The following is a 23,241-nucleotide window of genomic DNA, read 5'->3' on the forward strand; positions in this document are numbered from 1 at the left end:
GGCCACGGGGACGCAGGCCGCCAGCGCCGACGCGGATTGCGGGCCCGGGGTCTGGTGTTCTCGGCCCGCTCGGTTACATGCACTGGCATACCTGCTTGCCCCGCTGGAGGACATCTTGGCGATCACCCGCGACGACGTGCTGAAGGCGCTCGCCGACGTCACCGTCGATGCTGCCGGCACCACCCTGCCCGGCTCGGGACGGCTCTCCCAGGTCGTGGTCGATCCGAACAACCGGGTGATGTTCTCGATCCTCGTCGATCCGAGCGAGGCCGAGCGGTTCGAGCCGGTGCGGCGGCAGGCGGAGGGCCGGGTCCTGCAGATGCCGGGCGTCTCGGGCGTGTTCGCGAGCCTCACCTCGGAGCGGAACCAGAGCCACCCGGCCCAGAGCAGCGCCGCCCCGCGGCCCGTGACGCCGCCGCCGGTGGCGCCGCCGCGGCCCGGCGCACCGCCGAACCAGGGTCCGCAGATCGCGGGCGTGCGCCACATCGTGGCGGTCGCCTCCGGCAAGGGCGGCGTCGGCAAGTCGACCACCGCCTGCAACCTCGCCCTGGCGCTCCAGGCGCAGGGGCTGAAGGTCGGCCTCCTCGACGCCGACATATACGGCCCGTCCGTTCCGAAGCTGTTCGGCCTCTCGGGCAAGCCCAACGTCGTCGACAACAAGGCCATGGAGCCGATGGTCGGCTACGGGCTCAAGGTCATGTCGATCGGCTTCCTGATCGAGCCCGAGACCGCCATGATCTGGCGCGGCCCGATGGTTCAGTCGGCGATCACCCAGATGCTGCGCGACGTGCTCTGGGGCGAGCTCGACGTGCTCCTGGTCGACATGCCGCCCGGCACCGGCGACGCGCAGCTCACCATGGCGCAGGCGACGCCGCTGTCCGGCGCCGTGATCGTCTCGACCCCGCAGGACCTCGCGCTGATCGACGCGCGGCGCGGTGTGACCATGTTCAAGAAGGTCGCGGTGCCGATCCTCGGCGTGATCGAGAACATGGCGACCTTCGTCTGCCCGAATTGCGGCCACGCCTCGCACATCTTCGGGCATGGTGGCGCGCTGAACGAGGCGCAGAGGCTCGGCGTGCCGTTCCTCGGCGAGGTGCCGCTGAACATGACCATCCGCGAGACCTCGGATGCGGGCCGGCCGGTGGTCGCGACCGATCCGGATGGGCCGCACGCCAAGGTCTATCGGGACATCGCCGCCCAGCTCTGGGCGAACCTGTCCGGCGCGCCGGCGGGGCGGACGGCGCCGAAGATCGTCTTCGAGTGAGGCCGTGGCGCCGCCGCCTGTCCCTCCGCCGGTCTTGGGCCTGATCCTGGCCGGCGGGCAGGCGCGGCGGATGGGCGGCGGCGACAAGCCGCTGCTGCGGCTCGGCGGGCGGACCCTGCTGGAACGGGTGGTCGAGCGGCTGGGGCCGCAATGCGGGGCGGGATTGGCGCTGAGCGCCAATGGCGACCCGGCGCGGTTTTCCGGGTTCCCCGGACCGGTCCTGCCGGATCCGCTGCCGGACCAGCCGGGTCCGCTGGCCGGCATCCTCGCCGGGCTGGAGCACGCCGCCGCGCAGGGTGTTACCCGGGTGGTGAGCGTGTCGGGCGACGCGCCGTTCCTGCCGGGCAATCTGGTGGCGCGGCTTGAGGCTGCGGGATCAGAGGCGGGTATTGCCCTCGCGGCCTCAGGGGCGCGGCAGCATTACACGATCGCGCTCTGGCCGACGGCGCTGCGCGATGGGCTCCGGGATTATCTCGAACGGGGCGAGCGGCGGGTCGGCGCCTTCATCGCGCGCCACGGAGCGGCAGTGGCGTCCTGGCCGGCGGAGCCGGTGGATCCATTCCTCAACATCAACACGCCGGCGGATCTGGCGGCGGCGGAAGCCCTGGACCGAGGGTGATGCGGTTCCGCCGTCATCACGAGCGAAGAGAAGTGACCCAGGGCAGCGCGACTGAGGAAGCCGCGTGCCGACTGAATTGCTTCGCTCCGCTCGCAAGGACGGCGGAGCCGAAGCCATCGAGAGATGGCTTCAGACGTCAGGCTTAATCCGAGCTCAGGCTTCCGCGACGGTCGCCTTCACGATCTTGTCCGGCGAGCGCGGCGGCTCGCCCTTGTTGATCGTGTCGACCACGTCCATGCCTTCCACGACCTTGCCCCACACCGTGTACTGCTTGTCGAGGAAGCGGGCGTCGTCGAAGCAGATGAAGAACTGCGAGTTCGCCGAGTGCGGGAAGTTCGTCCGCGCCATCGAGCAGGTGCCGCGCACGTGCGGCTCGGCGTTGAACTCGGCCTTCAGGTCCGGCAGGTCCGAGCCGCCCGAGCCGGTGCCGGTCGGGTCGCCGGTCTGGGCCATGAAGCCGTCGATCACCCGGTGGAACGGCACGCCGTCATAGAAGCCCTGGGCGGCGAGGGTCTTGATCCGCTCGACATGGCCCGGCGCCAGGTCGGGGCGCAGCGCGATCACGACGCGGCCCTTGGTGGTCTCCAGCACGATCGTTTCGTTGTCAGCCATAGGTCTGTCCTTCCGGTTGAGGGAACTGTATCGGCGCGCGCCGGATCCGGCCAGCGCCCGTGACGGGGTCGCCGGCGCTCAGGCCGGCGGGCGGTAGACGAAGCGGAGCGCCACCGGCCGGCCTGCGATCGCCCGGCCCAGGCCCGGCGTGATGTGGGCCGGAGTGCAGCGCGCCAGGGCGTCGAGGGTCCCGCGGACCAGGGTGGTCCGTTGAGGCCCGGAGACGCCCGCCGCGTAGGTGACACGCGGCGGCCCGATCAGGCTGCCATCGCGGCGCAGCGACAGCCTGAGGGTGATCTCGATGTCGTCGGACCCCGCGCTCGGCGCCCCGAGACCCGTCGGCGCCTGCCAGCAGGCGGCGAGCGCCGGATAGAGCTCGGCCAGGGTGTCGGCGGGCTTGGTCGCCATCCGGGGAACCGGCACTGCGATCGTCGCCCGCAGGGTCTGCGGCAGGCTCAAGGGATAAGCGCCGCCGGGCTCGAAGGCGTAGCCGTAGAACGGGCTGCCGTCATAGGCCGCCGCGGCCGCCGGGATCAGGCTCAGCAGCAGGATCGAGGCGGCGCGCCGGCCCGGCATGCGGCCGCTACTTGGCCTTCTCGGCGAGTGTCATGCTGACGATCTTGTCGGGGTCCTGAACCGTGCCGCCGGGTGCACCGGGCGAGGCCTTCTTGATCTTGTCGAGGACGTCGAGCCCGTCCGTGACGTTGCCGACGATCGTGTACTGGCCATTCAGGTTCGGTGCGTCGGCGAGGCAGATGAAGAACTGGGAATTCGCCGAGTTCGGATCCTGCGAGCGGGCCATGCCCACGGTGCCGCGGCGGAACTGGGCCGACTGCGAGAACTCCGCCGGGATGTTCGGCAGGCTGGAGCCGCCGGTGCCGTTGCCCTTCGGGTCGCCGGTCTGGGCCATGAAGCCGTCGATGACGCGGTGGAATTTGAGGCCGTTGTAGAAGCCCTGGGAGACCAGCGTCTTGATCTGCTTGACGTGCTTGGGCGCGAGGTCGGGCCGCAGCTCGATGGTGATCCGCCCGTCCTTGGTCTGGAGATAGACCGTGTTGGCGTCGGCGGCCCAGGCCGTTTGGGCCGTGCCGAGCGTGAGGGCGAGCGCGAGGAGGGCGTGGCGTCGGTTCATCTGGATCCTTCCAAGTCAGGAATGGGCGGCGAAGCGCTGCCGGAGGCGCGCGGCCACGGCGGCGGGCACGAAGGGCGAGACGTCGCCCCCCATGCCGGCGATCTGGCGCACCAGCGTCGCGGTGATCGGGCGGGCCTGCGTCGAGGCGGGCAGGAACACGGTCTGCACCTCGGGCGCCATGGCGCCGTTCATGCCGGCGAGCTGCATCTCGTAATCGAGATCCGTGCCGTCCCGCAGGCCGCGGATGAAGATCGCGGCGCCGCAGCGCCGGGCAGCCGAGACGGCGAGATCGCTGAACGTGACGATCTCCAACGCCGCGCCTTCGGCCTGCGCCACCGGCCCGCAGGTCTCGGTGAGCAGGGCGGCACGCTCTTCAGCGGAGAACAACGGCGCCTTGCCGGGATGCACACCGATGGCGATCACGAGGCGATCCACCAGCCGGCAGGCTTGGCGGATCACGTCGAGATGGCCGTTCGTGACCGGATCGAACGAGCCGGCATAGAGGGCGGTGCGGGTCATTGAGGCCCGACCTAGAGCATTTTCGCGCCGGACGGAACCTCAGGCCGTAGCCGCCCCGTCCGGCGCGCGTCTCACGCCTCGTCGCCGCCCTCCGGGCCGGCCTCGGCGCCCTCGTCCTCGCCCTCGATGTGCTCCACCGAGACGACCTTCTCGTCCTTGGCGGTGTTGAACACCGTCACGCCCTGCGAGGCGCGGCCGACGATGCGGATGTCGTCCACCGGCACGCGGATCAGCTGGCCGCCGTTCGTGACCAGCATGATCTGGTCCGAGGCCTCCACCGGGAAGGACGCGATCAGGCTGCCGTTGCGGGCGTTGACCCGCATCGCCGTGATGCCCTTTCCGCCGCGTCCCGAGGTCCGGTACTCGAACGACGAGGAGCGCTTGCCGAAGCCCCGCTCCGACAGGGTGAGCACGTACTGCTCGGCCGCCCCCATCTCGTTGTAGCGGTCCAGCGAGATCGCCGCCGCCTCGGCGCCGTCCTCGGCCTCGGCCTCGCCGTTCTCCTCGGCCTCGCCGGTCACGGCGCGCCGCATCTTCAGGTAACCGGCCCGCTCCTCCGCGGTGGCGTCGAAGGCGTTTAGGATGGTCATCGAGATGACCTTGTCGTCCTTCCCGAGCAGGATGCCGCGCACGCCGGTCGAGTCGCGGCCCTTGAACACGCGCACGTCCTCGACGGGGAAGCGGATGCACTGACCCAGAGCGGTGGTGAGCAGGACGTTCTGGTCCGGACGGCAGATCTCGACGTGGACGATGTGGTCGCCCGGATCGAGCTTCATGGCGATCTTGCCGTTGCGGTTCACCGTGGTGAAGTCCGACAGCTTGTTGCGCCGGACATTGCCGCTCGCGGTCGCGAACATCACGTCGAGCGTCTCCCAGGACGCCTCGTCCTCCGGCAGCGGCATGATCGTGGTGATGCGCTCGGAGGTATCCTGCAATTGCAGGATATTGACCAGCGCCTTGCCGCGGGCGTTCGGAGCGGCCATCGGCAGGCGCCAGACCTTCTCCTTGTAGGCCTGACCCTGGCTGGAGAAGAACAGCACCGGCGTGTGGGTGTTGGCCACGAACAGGCGGGTGACGAAATCCTCGTCGCGGGTCGCCATGCCGGAGCGGCCCTTGCCGCCGCGGCGCTGGGCCCGGTAGGTCGAGAGCGGCACGCGCTTCACGTAGCCGGCGTGCGACACGGTCACCACCATGTCCTCGCGGGCGATCAGGTCCTCGTCCTCGACGCTGCCGTCGAAGTCGACGATCTCGGTCCGGCGCGGCGTGGCGAACTGGTCCCGGACCTCGGCGAGCTCGCCCTTGACGATGCCCTGGATGCGGGCGCGCGAGCGCAGGATGTCGAGGTAGTCGGCGATCTCGTCGGCCAGCGTCTTCAGCTCGTCGCCGACCTCGTCGCGGCCGAGAGCCGTGAGGCGCTGCAGGCGCAGGTCGAGGATGGCGCGGGCCTGGGTCTCGGACAGGCGATAGGTGCCATCGTCGGCGACCCGGTGGCGCGGGTCGTCCACCAGGGCGATCAGCGGCGCGATGTCGTGGGCCGGCCAGTCGCGGGCCATCAGGGCCTCGCGCGCCGAGTTCGGGTCCGGCGAGGTCCGGATCAGCCGGATCACCTCGTCGATGTTGGCGACCGCGATGGCGAGGCCGCACAACACGTGGGCGCGCTCGCGGGCCTTGCCGAGGAGGAACTTGGTCCGCCGGGAGACGACCTCCTCGCGGAAGTCGACGAAGGCCTGGAGCAGGTCCTTCAGGTTCATCAGCTCGGGGCGGCCGCCGTTCAGGGCCACCATGTTGCAGCCGAAGGACGATTGCAGCGGCGTGAACCGGTAGAGCTGGTTCAGGACCACGTCCGCCATGGCGTCGCGCTTGATCTCGACGACGATGCGCATGCCGGAGCGGTCGGATTCGTCGCGCAGGTCCGAGATGCCCTCGACCCGCTTCTCCTTCACCAGCTCGGCGATCTTCTCGACCAGCGTCGCCTTGTTCACCTGATAGGGGATCTCGGTGAAGATCAGCGCCTCGCGCTCCTTGCGCAGCTCCTCGACATGCGACTTCGCCCGCATGATCACGGAGCCACGGCCCGTCGCGTAGGCTTGGCGCGTGCCGGCGCGGCCGAGGATCATGCCGCCGGTCGGGAAGTCCGGGCCGGGCACGATCTCGGTGAGCTGCTCGATGGTCAGCCCCGGCTCGTCGATCAGCGCCACGCAGGCGTCGATCAGCTCGCCCAGATTGTGCGGCGGGATGTTGGTCGCCATGCCGACCGCGATGCCGCCGGCGCCGTTGACCAGCAGGTTCGGGAACCGGGCCGGCAGGACGGTCGGCTCCTCGCGCGACTCGTCGTAGTTCGGCTGGAAATCGACGGTGTTCTTGTCGATGTCGGTCAGCAGCGCGGTCGCGGGCTTGGCCAGCCGCGATTCGGTGTAGCGCATGGCGGCCGGTGGATCGCCGTCCACCGAGCCGAAATTGCCCTGCCCGTCGATGAGCATCAGGCGCATGGAGAAGTCCTGCGCCATCCGCACGAGGGCGTCGTAGATCGATTGGTCGCCGTGCGGGTGGTACAGGCCGATCACGTCGCCGACGATGCGCGCCGACTTGACGTATTTCCGCTCGGGCAGGTGCCCGGATTCGAAGGCGGAGTAGAGGATGCGCCGGTGCACCGGCTTGAGGCCGTCCCGGGCGTCGGGAAGCGCCCGGCTCACGATCACGCTCATCGCGTAATCGAGGTAGGAGCGGCGCATCTCGTCGGTGATGGAGACGGGGCGGATGTCGCTGGCGGGCGGGGCTGCGCCAGTCGGATCGTTCTCGGCCAAGTCGATTTCCGTTCTGAGGCCCGGACGGGCGGTGCTCACGACCGCTCCCGGGTGGCGCGCGATGCGCCGGAACGGCCTCTCGGAAGAGCAGTGATATCAGACGGTTAAATAAGGTTTTCCGAGGCCGCCCGCAAGGTCGCAGCGCGGTCGTCGACAGGTGCTTCGGCAGGGCCGCGTCCCGGCCGGATCGGGCCGGGATGCGGGGCAGTCCGCTCAGTAGAACGTGAGGTGGCGATGACCCACGGCGCGGCCGCGGAACGCGTGGTGCCGGTAGCCGTGATGGCGGTGTCCGTAGTGGCGGCGGTATCCGTGATGGCGATGCCAATGGTGCCGGCGCCAGTGATGGCGATGGTGCCAGTGGCGGCGGTGATGCCAGTGACGGTGCCAGTGATGGCGGCGGTGCCAGTGGCGACGGTAGTGCCAGCGGGCCTGCTGGATCACCGGGGCGGGGGCTGCGGCCTCGGCGGTCGCCGGGACCGGCAGGGGCGCCGCGCGGGCCGGCGCGCTCGCCAAGCCGCCGAGCAGCGCGGCGAGAAGGACCAGAATAGGCCAGGGTCGCATCGTTTCTCTCCCATGTGAGCGCCCGGCCGAGTCCAGCGGATCCGGGCCGGCACGAGGCTCGCGCCGTCGCCAGAAACCGCCAAGGTCGGCAAACGGTTCGATCCGTCGTGACTGCGCAGATGGCCGGCCCGGCCCGGTCCGGCCCGGCCCACGTGTCGCCCTTGCGTGCGGCGGCGGAAGGCCCAGTTTCGGAAGGCCGCACCGTGCCGCTTCCGGCCGGGCCCTTCGACGAGTCTGTGTCCGATCCCCATGCCGCTCGCGTTTCCCGACACACTCCGTGCCTTCCTGCCGCGCCGCTTCCGGGAACGACGCCCGCGGGTCGCCGTGGTCCGCCTGTCCGGGACGATCGGAGCGGTCTCGCCGATCCGCCCGGGGCTCTCGATCGGAGGCGTGGCCGGCAGCCTGGAGCGGGCCTTCGGGATGCCCGGGGCCAAGGCGGTGGCGATCGTGATCAACTCGCCCGGCGGCTCGCCGGCTCAGTCGCACCTGATCCACCGCCGCATCCGGGCCCTGGCCGACGAGAAACGGCTGCCGGTCATCGCCTTCGTGGAGGATGTCGCGGCCTCCGGCGGCTACATGATCGCCTGCGCGGCCGACGAGATCGTCGCCGACCCGACCTCGATCGTCGGCTCGATCGGGGTCGTCTCGGCGGGGTTCGGCTTCCACGGCCTGCTCGAGAAGCTCGGCGTCGAGCGCCGGGTGCACACGCAGGGCGAGGCGAAGTCGATGCTCGACCCGTTCCGCCCCGAGGATCCGACTGACGTGGAGCGTTTGAAGCGCATCCAGGCCGACGTCCAGGACCTGTTCACGAGCCTGGTCACGGCCCGCCGCCCGACCCTGTCGCAGACCGAGAACCTGTTCACCGGCGCGGTCTGGACCGGGCGGCAGGCGCTCGGTCTCGGCTTGGTCGATGCCCTCGGCGACGTGCGCACCGCGATGCGGGCGCGCTACGGCGACAAGGTCGATCTGCGCCTCGTGGCCGAGGCGCGCGGCGGCCTCCTGTCCCGCCTGCTGCGCCGCGGCGGTGCCCCGGGCGGCATCGGGAGCGGGCTCGCGGAGGGGGCGATGGCCGCCCTCGAGGAGCGTGCGGCCTTCGCCCGCTTCGGGCTCTGAGAGGCCGGGCTCTCAGGCGGCGACCTGCCCCAGGAAGCGCTCGATCTCGCCTTCCAGGTCGGCCGCCACGCTGTCCACGGTCTGAGCCGCTTCGGTGACTGTGGCGGCCATGCGCGCCGAGCGCCGGGCGGCGCCGGCCACCGTGGTCAGCCCGCTGGCGATGGCCTCGGTGGCCCCGGCCGTCTCGGCGACGTTGCGAGAGATCTCGGCGGTTGCCGCGCCCTGCGCCGAGACCGCCGCGGCGATGCCGCCCGTGGTGGCGCTGACCGCCCGCATCCGCTCGCCCATCCGGCCGATCGCCGCCACGGCCGCCGTCGTCGAGGTTTGCACGCCGGCGATCTGCCCGCTGATCTCCTCGGTTGCCCGCGCGGTCTGCGCGGCGAGCGCCTTCACCTCCGAGGCCACCACGGCGAAGCCCTTGCCGGCCGCGCCGGCCCGCGCCGACTCGATGGTGGCGTTGAGCGCCAGCAGGTTGGTCTGCTCGGCGATCTGGCGGATGAGACCGACCACGTCGCCGATGCGCCCCGCGGCCTCGGCAAGCTCGCCGATCTCGGTGTTCATGGCGTCCGACTCCGCGGCGGCCGTGGCGACCAGAGCCTCGGCCTGGTCGAGCTGGGTGCCGATCTCGCCGATCGAGGCAGAGAGTTCCTCGGCGGCGCTCGCCACGGTCTGGACGCTGGCCGAAGTCTCGTGGGAGCCGCGCTCGGTCTCGGCGACGGCAACCTCCGCCTCGGCGGAACTGGCCGCCATCTCGCCGGCCCGGTCGCGCATCGCGCCGGTGCTGGCGGTCAGGGCGCCCTTCAGAACGACGACCTGCCCGCGGAATGCCGCGATGGCGCGGTCGAGGGCGGCCCGCCGCCGCGTCTCGTCGGCCGCGCCCGCACTCTGCAGGCCTTCCAGTTCCCGTGTCCGCAGGCCGGCGGTGCGCAGCACCTCCAGGGCGCGGGCCACCGTGCCGATCTCATCGCCGCGGCTCGCATGGGGAATCGGGGATTCGAGGTCGCCGGCCGCCAGAGCCTCGATCCGGGTGGAGATCGCCGAGAAGGGCCGGAACAGGCGCGCGGCCGCCAGCCCGACGAGGGCGCAGGCCAGCACCGCGATGATCAGGGCGGCGACGCTGAGGCTCGTCATCGTCCGGGCATGGGCGTCGAAATACATCTCGATCGGCAGCCCGACGAACAGGATGCCGTTGACCTTTCCGGCGGCGTCGACCGTCGGTTGATAGACCGTGTAGTAGCGCCGCCCGAACAGCACCGCCGGCCCTTCGTAGGTCTGACCGGCGCGCACGGCGGCCTGCGCCGGGCTGTCGGCGGCGAGCGCGGTACCGACCGCGCGCGCGCCGTCGTCCCGGCGCACGGTGGTCTGACGCCGCACGAAGCTGTCGGTGGCGGGCTCGTAGCTGAACACCGTGGCCAAGCCGCCGGAATAGGCGACGGCGTCGTCCACCACGCCGGCATCGGCGAAGCCCGACAGGCTCGGCGTCGCAACCTTGACGACGCGGGTGCCGGCGAGGTCGGCCTTGGCGCCCTCGACGCGCGCGGCCAGGACGAGGGCCAGAGTTCGCAGGTTGCGCTCGCCGTTGCTGTGCTGCCGCTCCTCCATCTGCGACCATGTCTGGCGCGACACGGTAATCCAGATGGCGCCCGCGGTGAGTGTCACCGCGAGCATCGCCAGCATGATGACCTTCGTGGACAAGGTCGCCTTGCGTAGCGAGTAGGAATATGTGCGCATCTACTTGTATCCGTGCTTATAGCTCACACGGACACTCTTTCGTGAGGTTAAAAGGAAAGTTAATCTTCGTCGAAAACGCGACGGTTGGCGTCCATCCTCAACTCTGCCCTGCACGTCGTGCAGAGACGCGGGCCAGGGCCGCGAGATCCTTCTCGCCGTCGCCGTGGCTGATCGCCTCGATCAGGTTGTCGCGCAGAACGCTGGCGAACGGCATCGGCACGCCCGCGCCCTCCCCGGCCTGGAGAGCCAGCCGCACGTCCTTGGCGCCGAGCTTGAGGCCGAAGCCCGGTGGTTCGTAGCGGTTCTGGGCGATCGAGGCGCCGTAGCCCTTGTAGACCGGCGAGGCGAACAGCGTGTTGGTCATCAGGTCGAGGAAGTCGGCGCCGGCGACGCCGTGGCCCTGCGTGAGGGCGCAGGCCTCGGCCATCGCCTCGATGGCCGAGATCAGCATGAAGTTGCCGGCGAGCTTGACGGCATTGGCCCGCACAGGCTCCGCGCCGAAGCGCCAGGTCTTGGCGCCCATGGCGTCCAGCAAGGGCGCCGCCCGGTCGAGGAGGGCCGCCTCGCCCGCTGCCACGATATTGAGCTTGCCGGCTTCCGCCACGTCCGGCCGTCCGAAGACCGGGGCGGAGATGTAGGGGACGCCCGCCCGCCCGTGCACGGCGGCGAGCTGCCGGGCCAGGGCCACCGAGACCGTGCTCATGCCGATATGCAGACCCGGGCGCTCGGCCCGGTCGAGCAGGCCGCCGGCGACGATCACGGCCTCCAGCGCCGCATCGTCGGCCAGCATCGTGATCACCGCCTCTCCGGCGAAAGCCTCCGCGGCGCTCGCCACCGGGGTGACCCCGTCGATCCCGCGGGCGCCCTCCGGCGTCCGGTTCCAGGCTCGGACCGTGTGGCCCGCCCGCGCCAGGCTTGCGGCCATCGCCCGGCCCATCCGCCCCATTCCGATAAATCCGACGTCCATGCCGTGCTCCTCGACGCTGATGTGTCGCTCGCCAACCTGGGAAACCCGCACCGGGGGTCAACGGCGCCTCCGGATTTGCGGCGCTCCCGCGGCGTGGCAAGGTCGGCGCATGCTCCACAACCGCATCACCGACATTCCCGGCCTGCGGGTCGGCCACTCGAGCGACGTGGCGGTCGCCAGCGGCGTCACCGCCCTCGTGTTCGACGTGCCCGTGGTCGCCTCCGTCGATGTGCGCGGCGGCGGGCCCGGCACCCGCGAGACCGATCTGCTCGATCCCGAGCGCACCGTGGACCGGATCGACGCCCTTGTCCTCTCCGGCGGCTCGGCCTTCGGGCTCGACGCGGCGTCCGGCGTGACGGCGTGGCTCGCCGAGGCCGGGCGCGGCTTCCCGGTCGGCACCATGCGGGTTCCGATCGTCCCCGGGGCGATCCTGTTCGACCTCCTGAACGGCGGCGACAAGGATTGGGGCCGCTACCCGCCCTATCGCGAGCTGGGCTTCCAGGCCGCGGCGGCCGCGGCCGAGGATTTCGCCCTGGGCTCCGTGGGGGCCGGGACCGGCGCCCGCACCGGCAGGCTCAAGGGCGGGATCGGGTCGGCGTCCGCCCGCGTCGCAGGCACGGGCTTCCGGATCGGCGCGCTCGCCGCCGTGAACGCCTTCGGCAACGCGACGATCGGTGACGGGCCGCATTTCTGGGCGGCGCCCTTCGAGGAGGGCGACGAGTTCGGCGGTCTCGGTTCCCCGGCCCGGGTGCCCCCGGAGGCCCTCGCCTTCCCCGCGCGCGCTTCCGGGCGCCGCCACGACCCTCGCCGTGGTGGCGACCGACGCGGCGCTGACCAAGGCGCAGTGCCGGCGTCTCGCGGTGGCGGCGCAGGACGGGCTGGCCCGCGCGCTCGTGCCGGCGCACACGCCGCTGGACGGCGATCTGGTCTTCGCCGTCGCCACCGGCGCCGTGCCGCTGGCCGACCCGGTGGTCGGGATGGCGCGTCTGGGCGATGCCGCCGCGCGCGTGCTGGCCCGGGCCGTGGCGCGCGGCGTGTTCTCAGCGACGAGCTTGCCGGGGCACGCTGTGGCGCCGTCGTTATCCTGGACCGGTCTGCCGCCGGCGTGGGGCGATCTGTTCGGTGATGCGTAGCGGTGCGCGCTCAGCCCATTTCGGGTTGACGCCGGCGCCGTCCTTGCGCGCGGAGCGAAGCAATCCAGGCGGCGCCACGACGGCTGATGTCGTGTGGCCCTGGGTCACCTCGCTGCGCGCGTGATGACCGAAGGGGTCATAGGGGACGGCGCCTCACACCTCCCCGCGCGCATCCTCCAGCAGCTGCGCCAGCCCGGAATCCACCTCGTCGGCGAGCATCTTCCGCTCGGCGTCGGTGAGGTCCTTGGCCCAGGCGCCGCTGCCGAACCCCTCCGTGCACCGCGCCCGCTCCGAGGTGATGTAGGCCTCGGTCTCGGCCGGCCGCGTCCGCATGGCATGGACGAGGCCGAACCACGCCGCCCGCTCCACCACCGCCAGCCGGGCCCGCAGGCGGAGCGCCGCCGCCCTGTCCGCGTCGATGCCGTCATCGCTCATGGTCTGTCCCCCGCATCCTGCTCCGCCAGCTGGTCGATCAGGCCCTGGAGGCGCCCCGGCACCGGCTCGCTCGCCGAACGCGCGTAGAGCACCCGCAGTTGCCGGCCGATCTCCGCGAGGCTCATGGAGCCCTTGGCGATCACCCGGTCGGCCTGGACGTTCAGGCTCTCCTTCTCGGCCCTGGTGATCTCCTTGGCGGTGAGCACCACCACGGGCACGTCGCCGTCGGGCCGCGACCGCAGGGCCCGCAGGAAGCCGAACCCGTCCATCTCGGGCATCATCAGGTCGAGGAGGATCAGGCTTGGCCGCGCCTGGCTGACGCGCTCCAGGGCGATCCGGCCGTTCTCCGCCTCGTCGACGGTCCAACCCTCGCGGCCCAGGGACCGGCGCAGGCGCTCGCGGGCATCCGCGTCGTCGTCGACCACGAGGATGCGGGCCTCGCCGGGCGCCTCCGGCCGGTAGCGCTCCATCAGGCCCTTGAGCCTGTCCCAGTCGATCGGCTTGACGAAGTAGTCGGTGGCGCCGAGCGCCTGGCCGAGCCCCTGCTCGGCCACGACCGAGGTCATGATCACCGGCGTCCCGGCGAGGTCGGGGTCGTTGCGCACCGCGTGCAGCACCGCCCAGCCGTCCATGCGCGGCATCTCGACGTCGAGCAGGATCGCCCGCGGCCGGAGCGCCCGGGCGAGCGTCAGGCCGGCGCGGCCGTCATTGGCGCTGCGCACGTGGAAACCCTCGCGCTCCAGGAAACGCTGGAGCAGCTCGCGGGCGGCCGGGTCGTCGTCGACCAGCAGCACCGTCTCGTGCTGCTCGTGCGGCTCGACCGGCGTGTGCGGTTCGGCCTCGGCCGGCGTCGCATCCTCGGGCTTGAGCGTGGCGGGCAGGCGGATCGTGAAGGTCGCTCCCGCGCCCGGCGTGCTGGTGACGCTGATGTCGCCGCCCATCGTCTGGCAGAAGGCGCGGGTGATGGCGAGCCCGAGGCCGGTGCCGCCGAACTGGCGCGTGGTCGAATCGTCCGCCTGGACGAAGCGCTCGAACAGGCGCCCGATCTGCTCCTCGCTCATCCCGATGCCGGTGTCGGTGACCGCGAAGGACAGCCAGTCCGCGGCCTTCTCCCGGTGCCGGCGCACCGCCAGGGTGATCGTCCCGGTCTCGGTGAACTTGGCGGCGTTGCCGATGAGGTTCAGGAGGCACTGGCGGATCTTGGTCTGGTCCTGGTGCATGGACCCGAGCGCGGCGCCCGCCCCGGCCCCCGCGTCGAGGACGAAGCGGTTGCCCTTCTTCTCCACCAGGGAGCCGGTGGAATCGGACACGTCCCGGAGCAGGTCCGCCACCGCGAAGGTCTCGGCCGAGGCGGTCATGCGGCCGGCCTCGATCTTCGAGATATCCAGCACGTCGTTGATCAGCGACAGGAGGTGGCGCGCCGCCGCCTCGATCTTGCGCAGGTCCGGCAGGAGCGCGGCCTGGCCGATATCCTCCAGCTCCTCGCCGAGCATCTCGGAATAGCCGATCACCGCCGAGAGCGGCGTGCGCAGCTCGTGGCTCATGTTGGCGATGAACTGGCTCTTGGCGCGGTTGGCCGCCTCTGCGGCCTGCCGGGCGCGCTCCACCGCCTCCTCGGCCTCCTTCCGCTCGGTGACGTCGACGCAGGTGCCGACCCATTCCCGCAAGCTGCCGTCCTCGGCGAGAACCGGCACGCCGCGCACCTCCATCGCGCGCCATGCGCCGTCGTGGCGGCGCAGGCGGTACTCGACCTCGTAGGTCTGGCGCGCCTCCACGCAGGCCGCCCAGGCGTCGGCGGCGTGACCCTGGTCGTCGGGATGGACCGCGTCGAGCCAGCCCCAGCCCTGGTAGGCCTCCTCGGTCTGGCCGGTATAGGTGCTCCACCGGACTTGGGGCGGCATCAGCTCGCCGGCCGCGTTGGTGTTCCAGATCACCGCCGCCGAGGCGTCCACCAGCGCCCGGAACCGCTGCTCGGAATGGCGCAGGCGCTCCTCGACGGTGCGGCGGCCGGTGATGTCGGTGTTGGTGCCGTACCAGCGCAGGATCCGTCCCGACGCGTCGTGGTGCGGCAGCGCCTTCGACAGGAACCAGTGATAGGACCCGTCACGGGCGCGCAGCGGGAAGGTGTCCTCCCAGGACCGGCCCAGCGCGATCGCCGCCTGGTAGCGCTCGGTCACGGCCGCCACGTGGTCGGGGTGATGGACGGTGCGCCAGCCCCAGCCGCGCATCTCCTCCAGCGTCGTGCCCGTGTAGTCGTACCAGCGCTGATTGTACCAGATGATGGTGCCGTCGGCCTTGGCGATCCAGGCGAGCTGCGGCAGCGCATCGGCGAGGTTCCGGTAATCGGTATCCGTGACGGCCTGCGCGCCGCCCTCAGTCTCGCTCATCGGCCACGCGCTATCCTGTCATCCGCCCCGCGGCGGCTTATACCGGTATGCCTTATACACGCATCGCGTCGGGATCCGACCGGACCGGGCCGGTCTCCTGGCTGCGCCGGAGGCGCAGGGCGTCGACGGTGTACAGGGCGAGCGCCACCCAGATCAGCGCGAGCATCAGGGCTCGGTGCGGCTCGACGCGCTCGCCGTAGGCCAGCACGCTCAGGCCGAGCAGGCAGGTCGGCGCCACGTATTGCAACAAGCCGAGGGTGGTGAGCTTCAGGCGGACCGCCGCGGCGGCGAACCAGATCAGCGGCAGGGCTGTGGTGAGCCCCGTCAGCATCAGCAGTGCCCGGCTCGTCGGCTCCGCGGGGAGAAACGGCTCGGCGGTCAGGACGAGCCAGAGGATCGCCCCGGGCAGGAGCAGCAGCGTCTCGGCCAGGAAGCCCACCAGGGCGTCGACCGCGGCGACCTTCCGCGCGAGCCCGTAGAGCGCGAAGGACACCGCCAGGGAGAGCGACAACAGCGGCAGCTCGCCGGCCCAGCCCACCGCGATCGCCACACCCGCGGCCGCGACGCCGACGGCCGCTGCCTGCATCGGCCTGAGGCGCTCGCCGAGCACGACCCGCCCGAGCGCGACGCTGACCAGCGGGTTGATGTAGTAGCCCAGGCTCGCATCGAGCAGGTGGCCGCCGCTGATCGCGTAGAGGTAGAGCAGCCAGTTCACCGCGATCATCGCCGCCGAGAGCAGCAACAGGGCGTGGCGCCGGCGCAGCGGCCAGGGCAGGTTCAAGCGATGCCGGGCCGCGAGGATCAGCGCCAGCGCGCCTGCGAACAGGCTGGACCAGACGATACGCTCGGCCAGGATGTGGTTCGGGCTGTAGGCCCCGAGCAACCGGAAATGCACGGGGACCAGGAGGCCCCAGCTCAGGTAGGCGGCGAGCGCGTAGACGAGGCCCACGGGTTCCTCCCGATCGACCCGGATGGGCGGCCGGGCGGGGAGGCTTTAGCCCGGGAGCGCGGTGCGCGTCAGGGGGAACGACGCAAGGCTGCCATCCCCGAAGTCAAGGCGGCGGCTGCGCGGGCGCGGCGCCCTCGATCAGGGTGCGATCCATTCGCCGGACCATCCGGATTCCGCCTGCCGCCACGCGGCCCGCCGGTGACCGCGGCGATCGAGGTAGAGGAAGTCCAGGCGCTCGGCCCGGACCAGCACGGCGGCGAAATGCGGACGGCCGAGCGTCGCGGCCGTGGCTTCGTCCGGCAGGCTGTAGGCACTACCCTCGGGCAGAACGGTTCCCGGCGCCGGTTCGGCGCCGTAGCAGACCCGGCTCATCGCCCGGGACTGGGCCCAGGCCGCCTCCGCCACGGCATCGTCGGTGTGGAGCGTGGCGCGACCCTCGACGCGGATCTGGACCTTCGCGGCGGTGTCGTAGGCGGCGAGCGCGCAGGCCGGGTGCGCCAGGATCTCCGCGGCCTTGTCGGAGCGGCGGTCGCAGTGGAACCGGAGGTTGCCGGTCGCGCCATCGGCCGCGCGCAACACCACGGTCCGGGCCCGCGGGCCGCCGTCCCTGCCGCGTGTCGCCAGGGTCGGCAGGTGGAACCCGCTCCGGCCCTGCTCGGCCCCGTCGGCGAGCAGGCGCCACGCTTCGCGGAACGTAGCATCCAGATCGTCGTAGAAGCCGGGCAGCGGCGCGCGGGTCATGCGCCGCTCCGCTTCCGCCGCCGCTCGCGGAAGATCAGCGCGAGGTTGCGCAGGTAGATCCCGGTCGAGAGGCCCTGGCCGATGATGATCACCGGCTCGCGCCGCACGAAGCCGTAGACCAGGGTCATCATCCCGCCGAGGATCGACAGGAACCAGAACGAGAGGGGCATGACGCTCCGCCCCGCGCGCTCGCTGGCGATCCACTGCAGGATGAAGCGCGAGCCGAACACCAGCTGGGCGACGATGCCGAAGACCAGCCAGAAATCGAGCCGCGTGACGAAGACGTCGTAGAAATAGGCCGGCAGATCGTGGGCGAGCTGGATCAGCATCCGACATCCTGGTCTGCCGGCGCGGGCACCGGGCTCGTGATCTCCTGAGGCTGGGGATCGGCGCGCTTGCGCCGGATCAGCCACCAAACGCCGGCGAGATCGAGAAGTCCGACCCAGAGGCGGTCGAACAGCCCGTAATTCGACGTGCCGGTGAGCCGCGGGCGGTCGATCACGTCGCGGTGGACCACCGCGAAGCCTTCGCGGACGACGAGCGCCGGCATGAAGCGGTGGAGGGCGTCGAAATACGGCAGGCGGAGATAGACCGCACGCCGGAAGACCTTGAGGCCGCAGCCGGTGTCGCGGGTGGCGTCCTTCAGGATCCGCCCGCGCACGCCGTTGGCGATCCGCGACTGCAGCATCTTGAAGCGCCCGTCCTTGCGCCCGCGCCGCTGCCCTTGCGCGAGACCGGCGCCGGGACCGGCCGTCTCCAGGGCCGACAGGAGGGCGGGGATGAAGGCGGGATCGTTCTGGCCGTCGCCATCGAGGGTGGCGATGATCGCACCCCGGGCCGCCAGGACGCCGCTGCGCACCGCGGCCGACTGGCCGCCGCTGCGGGCATGGCGCAGCACCCGTAGCCAGGGCCGGCCCGCGCGGGCGGCCGCGAGGGCGGCCGGCGTGCCGTCCGAGGAGCCGTCATCGACGTAGATCAGCTCGAAGGCGAGGCCCGCGCAGGCAGCCTCGATCTCGGCCACGAGGGGCGCGATGTTGCCGGCCTCGTTCTTCACCGGCACGACCACGCTGAGAACCGGGGCGCCGCTCACGGGGCCACCGCGTAGGCCGTGACGAAGACCCGCCGGCCGGTATTCAGGTTGAAGCCCTCGATCTCGGCCAGGGGCGCGGGCACGCCGCGCCCGACCGGCCAGGCGGCGTTGAAATCGTCCCGGTCGTGGGCCTCCACGAACAGCAGCCGGCAGCCGCCCGCTTCCAGAAACTGCCGCGCGGCGGCGCCGTCCGGCGGCAGGGCAAGGCCGGTGCCGACGAGGAACACGAGGCTCGGCTCCCGGTAGCCGAGGCTCGCCACCTGCGGATCCGTGCAGGGCATCCGGTCGCGCAGGGACGCGAGCCGAGGCGAGACCTTGAGGGCGGGCAGCGCGCGCTGGGCCACGCCCAGCACCGCCGGCCCGAGCAGGCAGGAGGCCAGGACGCCGAGCACCAGGGCCCGCTCGGCGGCGCCCGCGAGAGGCCCCCTGGCGAACGCGATCCAGGCGAGGGCCGCGACGCCGCAGGCGGCGGCGAGCAGCGGCAGCGCCGGCCATGGGATCGTGTGGGCATCCAGGCGCCAGCCGGCGAGGCAGAGGCCGAGCGTGAGCGCCACCGGGATGGCCGGTACCAGCAGGGCCGTCAGGCGCGCGCCGCGCAGGCGGGGATCGAGCGCCCCCCGCGTCATCGCCAGGACGGTGAGGATCGCGAGCCACGGCATCAGCGGCAGGACGTAATGGGGCAGCTTCGTCGGCACCGCCTCGAAGATCAGCCACGCCGGCAGCACCGCCGCGATCAGGAAGGCCACGCCGGGTTCACGCCGTGCCCGCCACGCGAAGGGCAGGCTCATGGCCGCGAAGGCGGCGCCGGGCCAGAAGATCGCGAAGAAGGCGAGCGCGTAGGCGCCCGGCGGCCCCCAGTGCCGCTCGGCGGCGCCGCCGACCTTGCCCAGCATGTCGTGCCCGACCGCCTCGGCGTAGAAGGCGCCGCCGCTCTTCCACGCGATGGCGGCGAACCAGGGCGCGACCAGAAGGAGGGTCAGGGCGAGGCCCGGAAGCGGCCGAAGGGCCAGGAGCCAGCGTCCGGAGCGTGCCGTCACCGACAGGATCAGGGCCGGCAGGACGACGAACAGCGGCACCATCGGTCCCTTGACCAGGATCCCGAGCGCCAGACCCAGCCAGAAGGCCGTGAAGACCGAGCCCGTCGGAGGCCGGCCGTCGCAGAATGCCAGCCAGGTCCGGGCCAGCGCGCCGAGGCTCGCGGTGGCGCAGGCGGCGAGCAGCGCGTCGGTCTTGGCGAGATGCGCCTCGGCCGAGAGCATCAGGCAGGCGCCGTAGAGGGCGGCGGCGAGCAGCGCGGCGCGGCGCGGCAGGAAAGCCAGGGCCGCCCAGTAGGCGAGCAGCACCGAGGCGATGGCGCCGATCAGCGACGGGATGCGGTAGAGGGCGATCTGCGTGCGGGCGTGCGGGACGCCCAGCGCCTCGCCGGCCGCGACGGCGGCGGCCTGCGCCCAGTAGATCCCCACGGGCTTCTTGTGTCGCGCCTCCCCCTGGAAGCGGATGTCGACGAGGTCGCCGCTCTCCAGCATCTGCTTGGAGGCCTGGGCGAAGCGCGGCTCGTCCCGGTCCATCGGCTGCAGCGAGATCTGGCCCGGCAGGAACAGAAGGAGGCAGAGCGCCAGGAGGGCGGCCACCGCCCGGCCGTGGCCGACGCTCAGCGCGTCGAGCCCCCGGCCGATCCGATCGGCAGCGGCGAGGCGCGGCGTTCCGCCGGCGGAGAGGCTCGTGGTCATGTCGGGCCGGTCAATCAGGATCGAGCGGGCAGGTCAAATACGCGACGGTGCGAAGGCCATGCGTCAGGCGGTGAGGAGCGGGCCCAGTTCGCGCATGTCGGCGACCGATTCCAGGGTGTTGATGCGCGCGATCAGGCGCTCGGTGGCGTCAGCTCCGAGCACCGGCGCCATCAGATCCCGCGCCTTGGCGTTCACCGCCTCGGTGCTCAGCGGGTTCTCCTTCGTGCCGGGCGGATGCCGGGTGTGATGCTCCACAATCCGGCCGTCCGCGAGGGTCATCGTCACGACGGCACCGCGCGGGGCGGCGGGATCCATCAGCGCCGCGTCGCCCACCAGCTCGACCTTGGCTCGTTCGGCCGCGATCGCGGGATCGTGCATCAGGCCGGCATCGTGGCTGTCGGCGAAGGAGACCGCACCCTTCACGAGCGCCAGCGCCACGAGATGCTGGCAGCTCACATCCGGCATGGCGCTCGATCCGACGATGCCGACGGCGTCGGTGGGGACCTTGACCAGGATGTGCCGCACGGCCTCCGGCGTCAGCCCGTACTGCTTGCGCAGCGCCAGGGTGGCGTCGAGGGGCGACTGGATCGGGTAGCCCACCGAGAAGGTCTTGATCGCCGTCTCGGTGACGAAGAAGCGGCTGCCGAGACCGTCGAGCATCAGGTCCGGCTTCGGCGCGGTCGAGAGCGCGTTCAGCAGGTTGTGCCGGCCGTCGAGCACGTCGGCGACGCCGGTAAGGCCCGCCACCACCATGCCGACCGCCGTGACGCCGTTGCGCGCGCCCATGCCGGCGAAGTCGAAGGCCTTCTCCACGTGATCCTTGTCGCGCACCCAGCTCCACAGGCCGGAGACCTGCTGGGCGGCGTAGGACAGTGCGAAGCGCATGCCCTGCTCGTCGAGGCGGGCGAGCGCCGCGGCGGCCCCGAGAGCCCCGAAGGTCGCGCTCGTGCCCTCGGCGCTGCGGTGGGTGCCGCGCACGTGGTCCGGTCCGAGGGCCAGGAGCAGGCGGCAGCAGAGATCGTAGCCCAGCGCCACGGCCCGGATGAACTCCGCGCCGGAATTGCCGTGCAGCTCGGCCATGGCCAGGGCCGCCGGCACGGTGGCGCAGCCGGGATGGGCCTTGGTGACCGGCTCGAAATCGTCGGTCTCGTCGGCATGGGCGCACATGGCGTTGGCGAGCGCGGCGTTGACGGTGGTGGTCCGGAAACCGGAGGCCACGACGCCGGCCTGCTCGGTCCCGCCCAGGCCGCGCACGTAGGTGAGCGCCATCTCGCCCGGCCGCATCCGCGCGCCGGAGACCATGGCGGCCAGGGTGTCGAGGACGCGGTGCTTGCAGGCGGTCAGCACCTCGGGGGGCAGCGTCTGTGCCCCGGCTGAGGCCATGTAGCGGGCAAGCCGGCCCGTGACGTCCGCGTCGGCGGCCGCGGCCGGCAGGGTCCCGGCGAGGGCGAGCGCGCCCGCGCCCTGGATGAGACGGCGCCGGCTCGGCGCGGTCACGAAGCGGCCCGCAGGCGGGCGAAGCCGGCGTCGAGATCGGCCTTGAGGTCGGCCGTATCCTCGAGGCCGATGTGGAAGCGCAGGGCCGGTCCGCCCGGCGACCATTGCGTGGCGGTGCGGTAGCCGGCGCAGTCGAACGGGATCACGAGGCTCTCGAAGCCGCCCCAGGAGAAGCCCATCCCGAAGAGCTGCAGGCCGTCCAGCATGGCGGCGACCGCCGCCTCGGGCACCGGCTTCAGGATCACGCCGAACAGGCCGGAGGCGCCGGAGAAGTCGCGCTTCCAGATCGCGTGGCCGGGATCCTCCGGCAGGCCGGGATGGAGGACGCGCAGCACCTCCGGCCGGGCCTGGAGCCACTGGGCCATCTCGAGCCCGGCGCGGCCGTGCTCGCGCAGCCGCAACGCCATGGTGCGCATGCCGCGCAGAGCCAGGAAGATGTCCTCCGCGCCGGCGCACATGGCGAAATGGTCGAAGGTTCGGCGCACCGCCGGGAAGTACCGGGCATTGGCCGAGGTCAGGCCGATCAGCAGGTCCGAGCCGCCGCTCAGGTACTTGGTCCCGGCCTCCACGGCGATGTCGACCCCCCGCTCATGCGGCGGGAACAGCAGCGGCGTCGCCCAGGTGTTGTCCATGATCACGCAGGCATCGTTGGCGTGCGCGACCGCGGCGATGGCCGGGATGTCCTGCATCTCGAAGCTCTGCGAGCCGGGCGCCTCGACCAGCACGGCCTTCGTGTTCGGCCGCATCAGCTCGGCGATGCCGGCCCCGATCGTCGGGTCATAGTAGGTGACCGCGACGCCGTAGCGGGCCAGCACGCCGTCGCAGAACTGGCGGGTCGGCCGGTAGGCGGAATCGGTGACGAGGAGGTGGTCGCCCGCCGAGACCGCGGCCATCAGCGCCACGGTGAGCGCCGCGAGACCGGAGGGCGTCGCCACCGTCCCGGCGGCGCCGGCGAGCTCCGTCCAGGCGCTCGTCAGCGCGTCCATGGTGGGCGTGGCCGAGGTGCCGTAATTGTAGCGCCCGCGCCGGTGCTTGATGGCGTCGTAGGTCGGATAGAGGACCGTGGAGCCGCGATAGATCGGTGTGTTGACGAAGCCGTGCTGCTCACCCGGATCCCGGCCCGCATGGACGAGGCGCGTCGCGGGCGCGAAGGTCTGCTGGGCGTCGGGCGAAGGCTTCAGGGACATCGGGGCTCGCGGATCGCGTTGCGCTGCGGCGCACGAAGCGCCGCGCACCCGGCGAGGTCAAGCCGGATGCCCGGATCCGCGGTCTCGGAGCGAGGCCTGTCCCACGATCAGGGCTTCTCGGGCGGATCCGAATTCACGGCTTCCTCGTAGGCCTCCATCCAGGCGGCGCGCTCCTGGGAGCCTTCCGGATAGGGGCATTCGCTGGCGGGCTTGCCGTAGAGGCGGGCATTACGACCCTGGATGAACGGGCTGTCGCTCGCAGTGGCCTGGGCGTTGGTCAATATCGCCTCCCGAAGACTTGGAGTGGGGCTTCGTTAACGGCCGCGCCGCTAATCTGTTGCCGTCTCAAGTCGCGTTCCGGGTGGTCGCGTGCGTATCCTGCGTTCCCTCCTCGGCGCCGTCCTCGTCCTCGTCTCGACGGCGACCGTCGCTCTCGTCAGCGCCGACCGGCTCGCGCACCTGGCGCCGGCGCCGGTGATCCGCGCCGCTCAGGCCGAGCCGTCCGCAACCGGGTCGCTTCCGGCCCCGGCGAAGGCCGCGCCCGCGCCGAAGGCGCCCCTGCCCAGCATCCCGAACGGATTCGACACCGAGCGACTCCACGCGCTGATGCGCGGCGACCCGATCCTGCCGGGCCGCTGAGGACAGACAGGATCGCGCTCATCCCATCCCGGACCTCATCCTGAGGTGCCGGAGCGTCGCGTAGGCCTCGAAGGAGGCCTCCGGTCAGCGCTGCGATCCCTGGCGCCCTCCTTCGAGGCCCGCTGACGCGG

22 protein-coding genes and 1 pseudogene are annotated in these 23,241 nt (G+C 71.8%); 5 read left to right on the top strand and 18 right to left on the bottom strand.

Features of this window, described 5'->3' with window-relative positions:
- Positions 1-115: 115 nt before the first annotated feature.
- Together AC3WSN_RS11040 and mobA are read left to right on the top strand one after the other, a co-directional pair.
- Positions 116-1,264, top strand: a complete 1,149-nt coding sequence (locus tag AC3WSN_RS11040) for an Mrp/NBP35 family ATP-binding protein (RefSeq protein ID WP_492537977.1) — start codon at positions 116-118, stop codon at positions 1,262-1,264.
- A 4-nt stretch (positions 1,265-1,268) separates the two neighbouring features.
- Positions 1,269-1,883, top strand: coding sequence for a molybdenum cofactor guanylyltransferase MobA (gene mobA / locus AC3WSN_RS11045; protein WP_492537979.1), 615 nt, complete (start codon positions 1,269-1,271; stop codon positions 1,881-1,883).
- A 153-nt stretch (positions 1,884-2,036) separates the two neighbouring features.
- On the opposite strand, the gene AC3WSN_RS11050 is transcribed toward mobA, so the two are convergent.
- The 6 genes from AC3WSN_RS11050 to AC3WSN_RS11075 form a co-directional block, all read right to left on the bottom strand.
- Entirely contained in the window at positions 2,037-2,495 is a 459-nt protein-coding gene (locus AC3WSN_RS11050; protein WP_091715579.1) for a peptidylprolyl isomerase, read from the bottom strand.
- A gap of 78 nt (positions 2,496-2,573) precedes the next feature.
- On the bottom strand, positions 2,574-3,071 hold the full coding sequence (locus AC3WSN_RS11055; RefSeq protein ID WP_492537981.1) for a UCP034077 family protein: 498 nt from the start codon (positions 3,069-3,071) through the stop codon (positions 2,574-2,576).
- 7 nt (positions 3,072-3,078) lie between these two features.
- Positions 3,079-3,627, bottom strand: a complete 549-nt coding sequence (locus tag AC3WSN_RS11060) for a peptidylprolyl isomerase (protein ID WP_492537983.1) — start codon at positions 3,625-3,627, stop codon at positions 3,079-3,081.
- A 15-nt stretch (positions 3,628-3,642) separates the two neighbouring features.
- Positions 3,643-4,146 (bottom strand): pantetheine-phosphate adenylyltransferase, encoded by a 504-nt coding sequence (gene coaD, locus AC3WSN_RS11065; RefSeq protein WP_192710535.1) that lies wholly within the window; start codon positions 4,144-4,146, stop codon positions 3,643-3,645.
- Positions 4,147-4,217: 71 nt separating this feature from the next.
- A complete protein-coding gene (gene gyrA, locus AC3WSN_RS11070) occupies positions 4,218-6,950 on the bottom strand; it encodes a DNA gyrase subunit A (RefSeq protein ID WP_192710534.1) in 2,733 nt (910 codons plus the stop codon).
- A gap of 213 nt (positions 6,951-7,163) precedes the next feature.
- The gene (locus AC3WSN_RS11075; RefSeq protein WP_192710533.1) at positions 7,164-7,511 is read right to left on the bottom strand and encodes a hypothetical protein; all 348 of its coding nucleotides are present in this window, start codon (positions 7,509-7,511) and stop codon (positions 7,164-7,166) included.
- Between the two features lie 249 nt (positions 7,512-7,760).
- Between AC3WSN_RS11075 and AC3WSN_RS11080 the strand changes: the two genes are divergently transcribed.
- Positions 7,761-8,624, top strand: a complete 864-nt coding sequence (locus tag AC3WSN_RS11080) for a S49 family peptidase (RefSeq protein WP_492537985.1) — start codon at positions 7,761-7,763, stop codon at positions 8,622-8,624.
- A 12-nt stretch (positions 8,625-8,636) separates the two neighbouring features.
- On the opposite strand, the gene AC3WSN_RS11085 is transcribed toward AC3WSN_RS11080, so the two are convergent.
- Together AC3WSN_RS11085 and AC3WSN_RS11090 are read right to left on the bottom strand one after the other, a co-directional pair.
- A complete protein-coding gene (locus tag AC3WSN_RS11085; protein WP_192710531.1) occupies positions 8,637-10,355 on the bottom strand; it encodes a methyl-accepting chemotaxis protein in 1,719 nt (572 codons plus the stop codon).
- Positions 10,356-10,452: 97 nt separating this feature from the next.
- Complete coding sequence (locus AC3WSN_RS11090) at positions 10,453-11,343, bottom strand: NAD(P)-dependent oxidoreductase (RefSeq protein WP_373622899.1); 891 nt, start codon at positions 11,341-11,343, stop codon at positions 10,453-10,455.
- An 88-nt stretch (positions 11,344-11,431) separates the two neighbouring features.
- Between AC3WSN_RS11090 and AC3WSN_RS11095 the strand changes: the two are divergent.
- Positions 11,432-12,455: pseudogene (locus tag AC3WSN_RS11095) on the top strand (P1 family peptidase).
- A 153-nt stretch (positions 12,456-12,608) separates the two neighbouring features.
- On the opposite strand, the gene AC3WSN_RS11100 reads toward AC3WSN_RS11095, so the two are convergent.
- The 10 genes from AC3WSN_RS11100 to AC3WSN_RS11145 all read right to left on the bottom strand — a co-directional run bounded on the left by AC3WSN_RS11100 (position 12,609) and on the right by AC3WSN_RS11145 (position 22,752).
- Positions 12,609-12,890, bottom strand: coding sequence for a hypothetical protein (locus AC3WSN_RS11100; RefSeq protein WP_492537987.1), 282 nt, complete (start codon positions 12,888-12,890; stop codon positions 12,609-12,611).
- A complete protein-coding gene (locus tag AC3WSN_RS11105) occupies positions 12,887-15,277 on the bottom strand; it encodes a NepR family anti-sigma factor (protein WP_492537989.1) in 2,391 nt (796 codons plus the stop codon). Before AC3WSN_RS11105 ends, AC3WSN_RS11100 begins: the two co-directional genes overlap by 4 nt.
- Positions 15,278-15,329: 52 nt before the next feature.
- On the bottom strand, positions 15,330-16,226 hold the full coding sequence (gene rarD, locus AC3WSN_RS11110; RefSeq protein ID WP_492537991.1) for an EamA family transporter RarD: 897 nt from the start codon (positions 16,224-16,226) through the stop codon (positions 15,330-15,332).
- A 138-nt stretch (positions 16,227-16,364) separates the two neighbouring features.
- Positions 16,365-16,967, bottom strand: a complete 603-nt coding sequence (locus AC3WSN_RS11115) for a pyridoxamine 5'-phosphate oxidase family protein (protein ID WP_192710525.1) — start codon at positions 16,965-16,967, stop codon at positions 16,365-16,367.
- Positions 16,964-17,296: a lipid-A-disaccharide synthase N-terminal domain-containing protein gene (locus tag AC3WSN_RS11120; RefSeq protein WP_192710524.1), complete on the bottom strand. Its 333-nt coding sequence runs from the start codon at positions 17,294-17,296 to the stop codon at positions 16,964-16,966. Before AC3WSN_RS11120 ends, AC3WSN_RS11115 begins: the two co-directional genes overlap by 4 nt.
- Positions 17,290-18,057: a glycosyltransferase gene (locus AC3WSN_RS11125; protein ID WP_192710523.1), complete on the bottom strand. Its 768-nt coding sequence runs from the start codon at positions 18,055-18,057 to the stop codon at positions 17,290-17,292. The genes AC3WSN_RS11120 and AC3WSN_RS11125 overlap by 7 nt, the downstream gene beginning before the upstream one ends.
- On the bottom strand, positions 18,054-19,787 hold the full coding sequence (locus tag AC3WSN_RS11130) for an ArnT family glycosyltransferase (RefSeq protein ID WP_492537994.1): 1,734 nt from the start codon (positions 19,785-19,787) through the stop codon (positions 18,054-18,056). The genes AC3WSN_RS11125 and AC3WSN_RS11130 overlap by 4 nt, the downstream gene beginning before the upstream one ends.
- Before the next feature lie 63 nt (positions 19,788-19,850).
- Positions 19,851-21,284 carry an MmgE/PrpD family protein gene (locus AC3WSN_RS11135; protein ID WP_192710521.1) on the bottom strand — a complete coding sequence of 478 codons (1,434 nt, stop codon included), beginning with the start codon at positions 21,282-21,284 and terminating at the stop codon, positions 19,851-19,853.
- The gene (gene metC, locus AC3WSN_RS11140) at positions 21,281-22,471 is read right to left on the bottom strand and encodes a cystathionine beta-lyase (protein ID WP_492537995.1); all 1,191 of its coding nucleotides are present in this window, start codon (positions 22,469-22,471) and stop codon (positions 21,281-21,283) included. Before metC ends, AC3WSN_RS11135 begins: the two co-directional genes overlap by 4 nt.
- A 107-nt stretch (positions 22,472-22,578) precedes the next feature.
- Positions 22,579-22,752 carry a ribosome modulation factor gene (locus tag AC3WSN_RS11145; protein WP_492537997.1) on the bottom strand — a complete coding sequence of 58 codons (174 nt, stop codon included), beginning with the start codon at positions 22,750-22,752 and terminating at the stop codon, positions 22,579-22,581.
- Between the two features lie 88 nt (positions 22,753-22,840).
- Here AC3WSN_RS11145 and AC3WSN_RS11150 point away from each other — a divergent pair, with 88 nt between their 5' ends.
- On the top strand, positions 22,841-23,110 hold the full coding sequence (locus AC3WSN_RS11150) for a hypothetical protein (RefSeq protein WP_192710519.1): 270 nt from the start codon (positions 22,841-22,843) through the stop codon (positions 23,108-23,110).
- Positions 23,111-23,241 lie beyond the last annotated feature (131 nt).

This window comes from Methylobacterium sp. FW102-HT35C08 (genome assembly GCF_058790235.1).

Coding starts and splice junctions, on each gene's coding strand:
- AC3WSN_RS11100 (WP_492537987.1), bottom strand. CDS start 12,890: ATGAGCGATGACGGCATCGACGCGGACAGGGCGGCGGCGCTCCGCCTG.
- AC3WSN_RS11050 (WP_091715579.1), bottom strand. CDS start 2,495: ATGGCTGACAACGAAACGATCGTGCTGGAGACCACCAAGGGCCGCGTC.
- AC3WSN_RS11105 (WP_492537989.1), bottom strand. CDS start 15,277: ATGAGCGAGACTGAGGGCGGCGCGCAGGCCGTCACGGATACCGATTAC.
- metC (WP_492537995.1), bottom strand. CDS start 22,471: ATGTCCCTGAAGCCTTCGCCCGACGCCCAGCAGACCTTCGCGCCCGCG.
- AC3WSN_RS11075 (WP_192710533.1), bottom strand. CDS start 7,511: ATGCGACCCTGGCCTATTCTGGTCCTTCTCGCCGCGCTGCTCGGCGGC.
- AC3WSN_RS11085 (WP_192710531.1), bottom strand. CDS start 10,355: ATGCGCACATATTCCTACTCGCTACGCAAGGCGACCTTGTCCACGAAG.
- AC3WSN_RS11055 (WP_492537981.1), bottom strand. CDS start 3,071: ATGCCGGGCCGGCGCGCCGCCTCGATCCTGCTGCTGAGCCTGATCCCG.
- AC3WSN_RS11115 (WP_192710525.1), bottom strand. CDS start 16,967: ATGACCCGCGCGCCGCTGCCCGGCTTCTACGACGATCTGGATGCTACG.
- AC3WSN_RS11060 (WP_492537983.1), bottom strand. CDS start 3,627: ATGAACCGACGCCACGCCCTCCTCGCGCTCGCCCTCACGCTCGGCACG.
- coaD (WP_192710535.1), bottom strand. CDS start 4,146: ATGACCCGCACCGCCCTCTATGCCGGCTCGTTCGATCCGGTCACGAAC.
- AC3WSN_RS11080 (WP_492537985.1), top strand. CDS start 7,761: ATGCCGCTCGCGTTTCCCGACACACTCCGTGCCTTCCTGCCGCGCCGC.
- AC3WSN_RS11120 (WP_192710524.1), bottom strand. CDS start 17,296: ATGCTGATCCAGCTCGCCCACGATCTGCCGGCCTATTTCTACGACGTC.
- AC3WSN_RS11130 (WP_492537994.1), bottom strand. CDS start 19,787: ATGACCACGAGCCTCTCCGCCGGCGGAACGCCGCGCCTCGCCGCTGCC.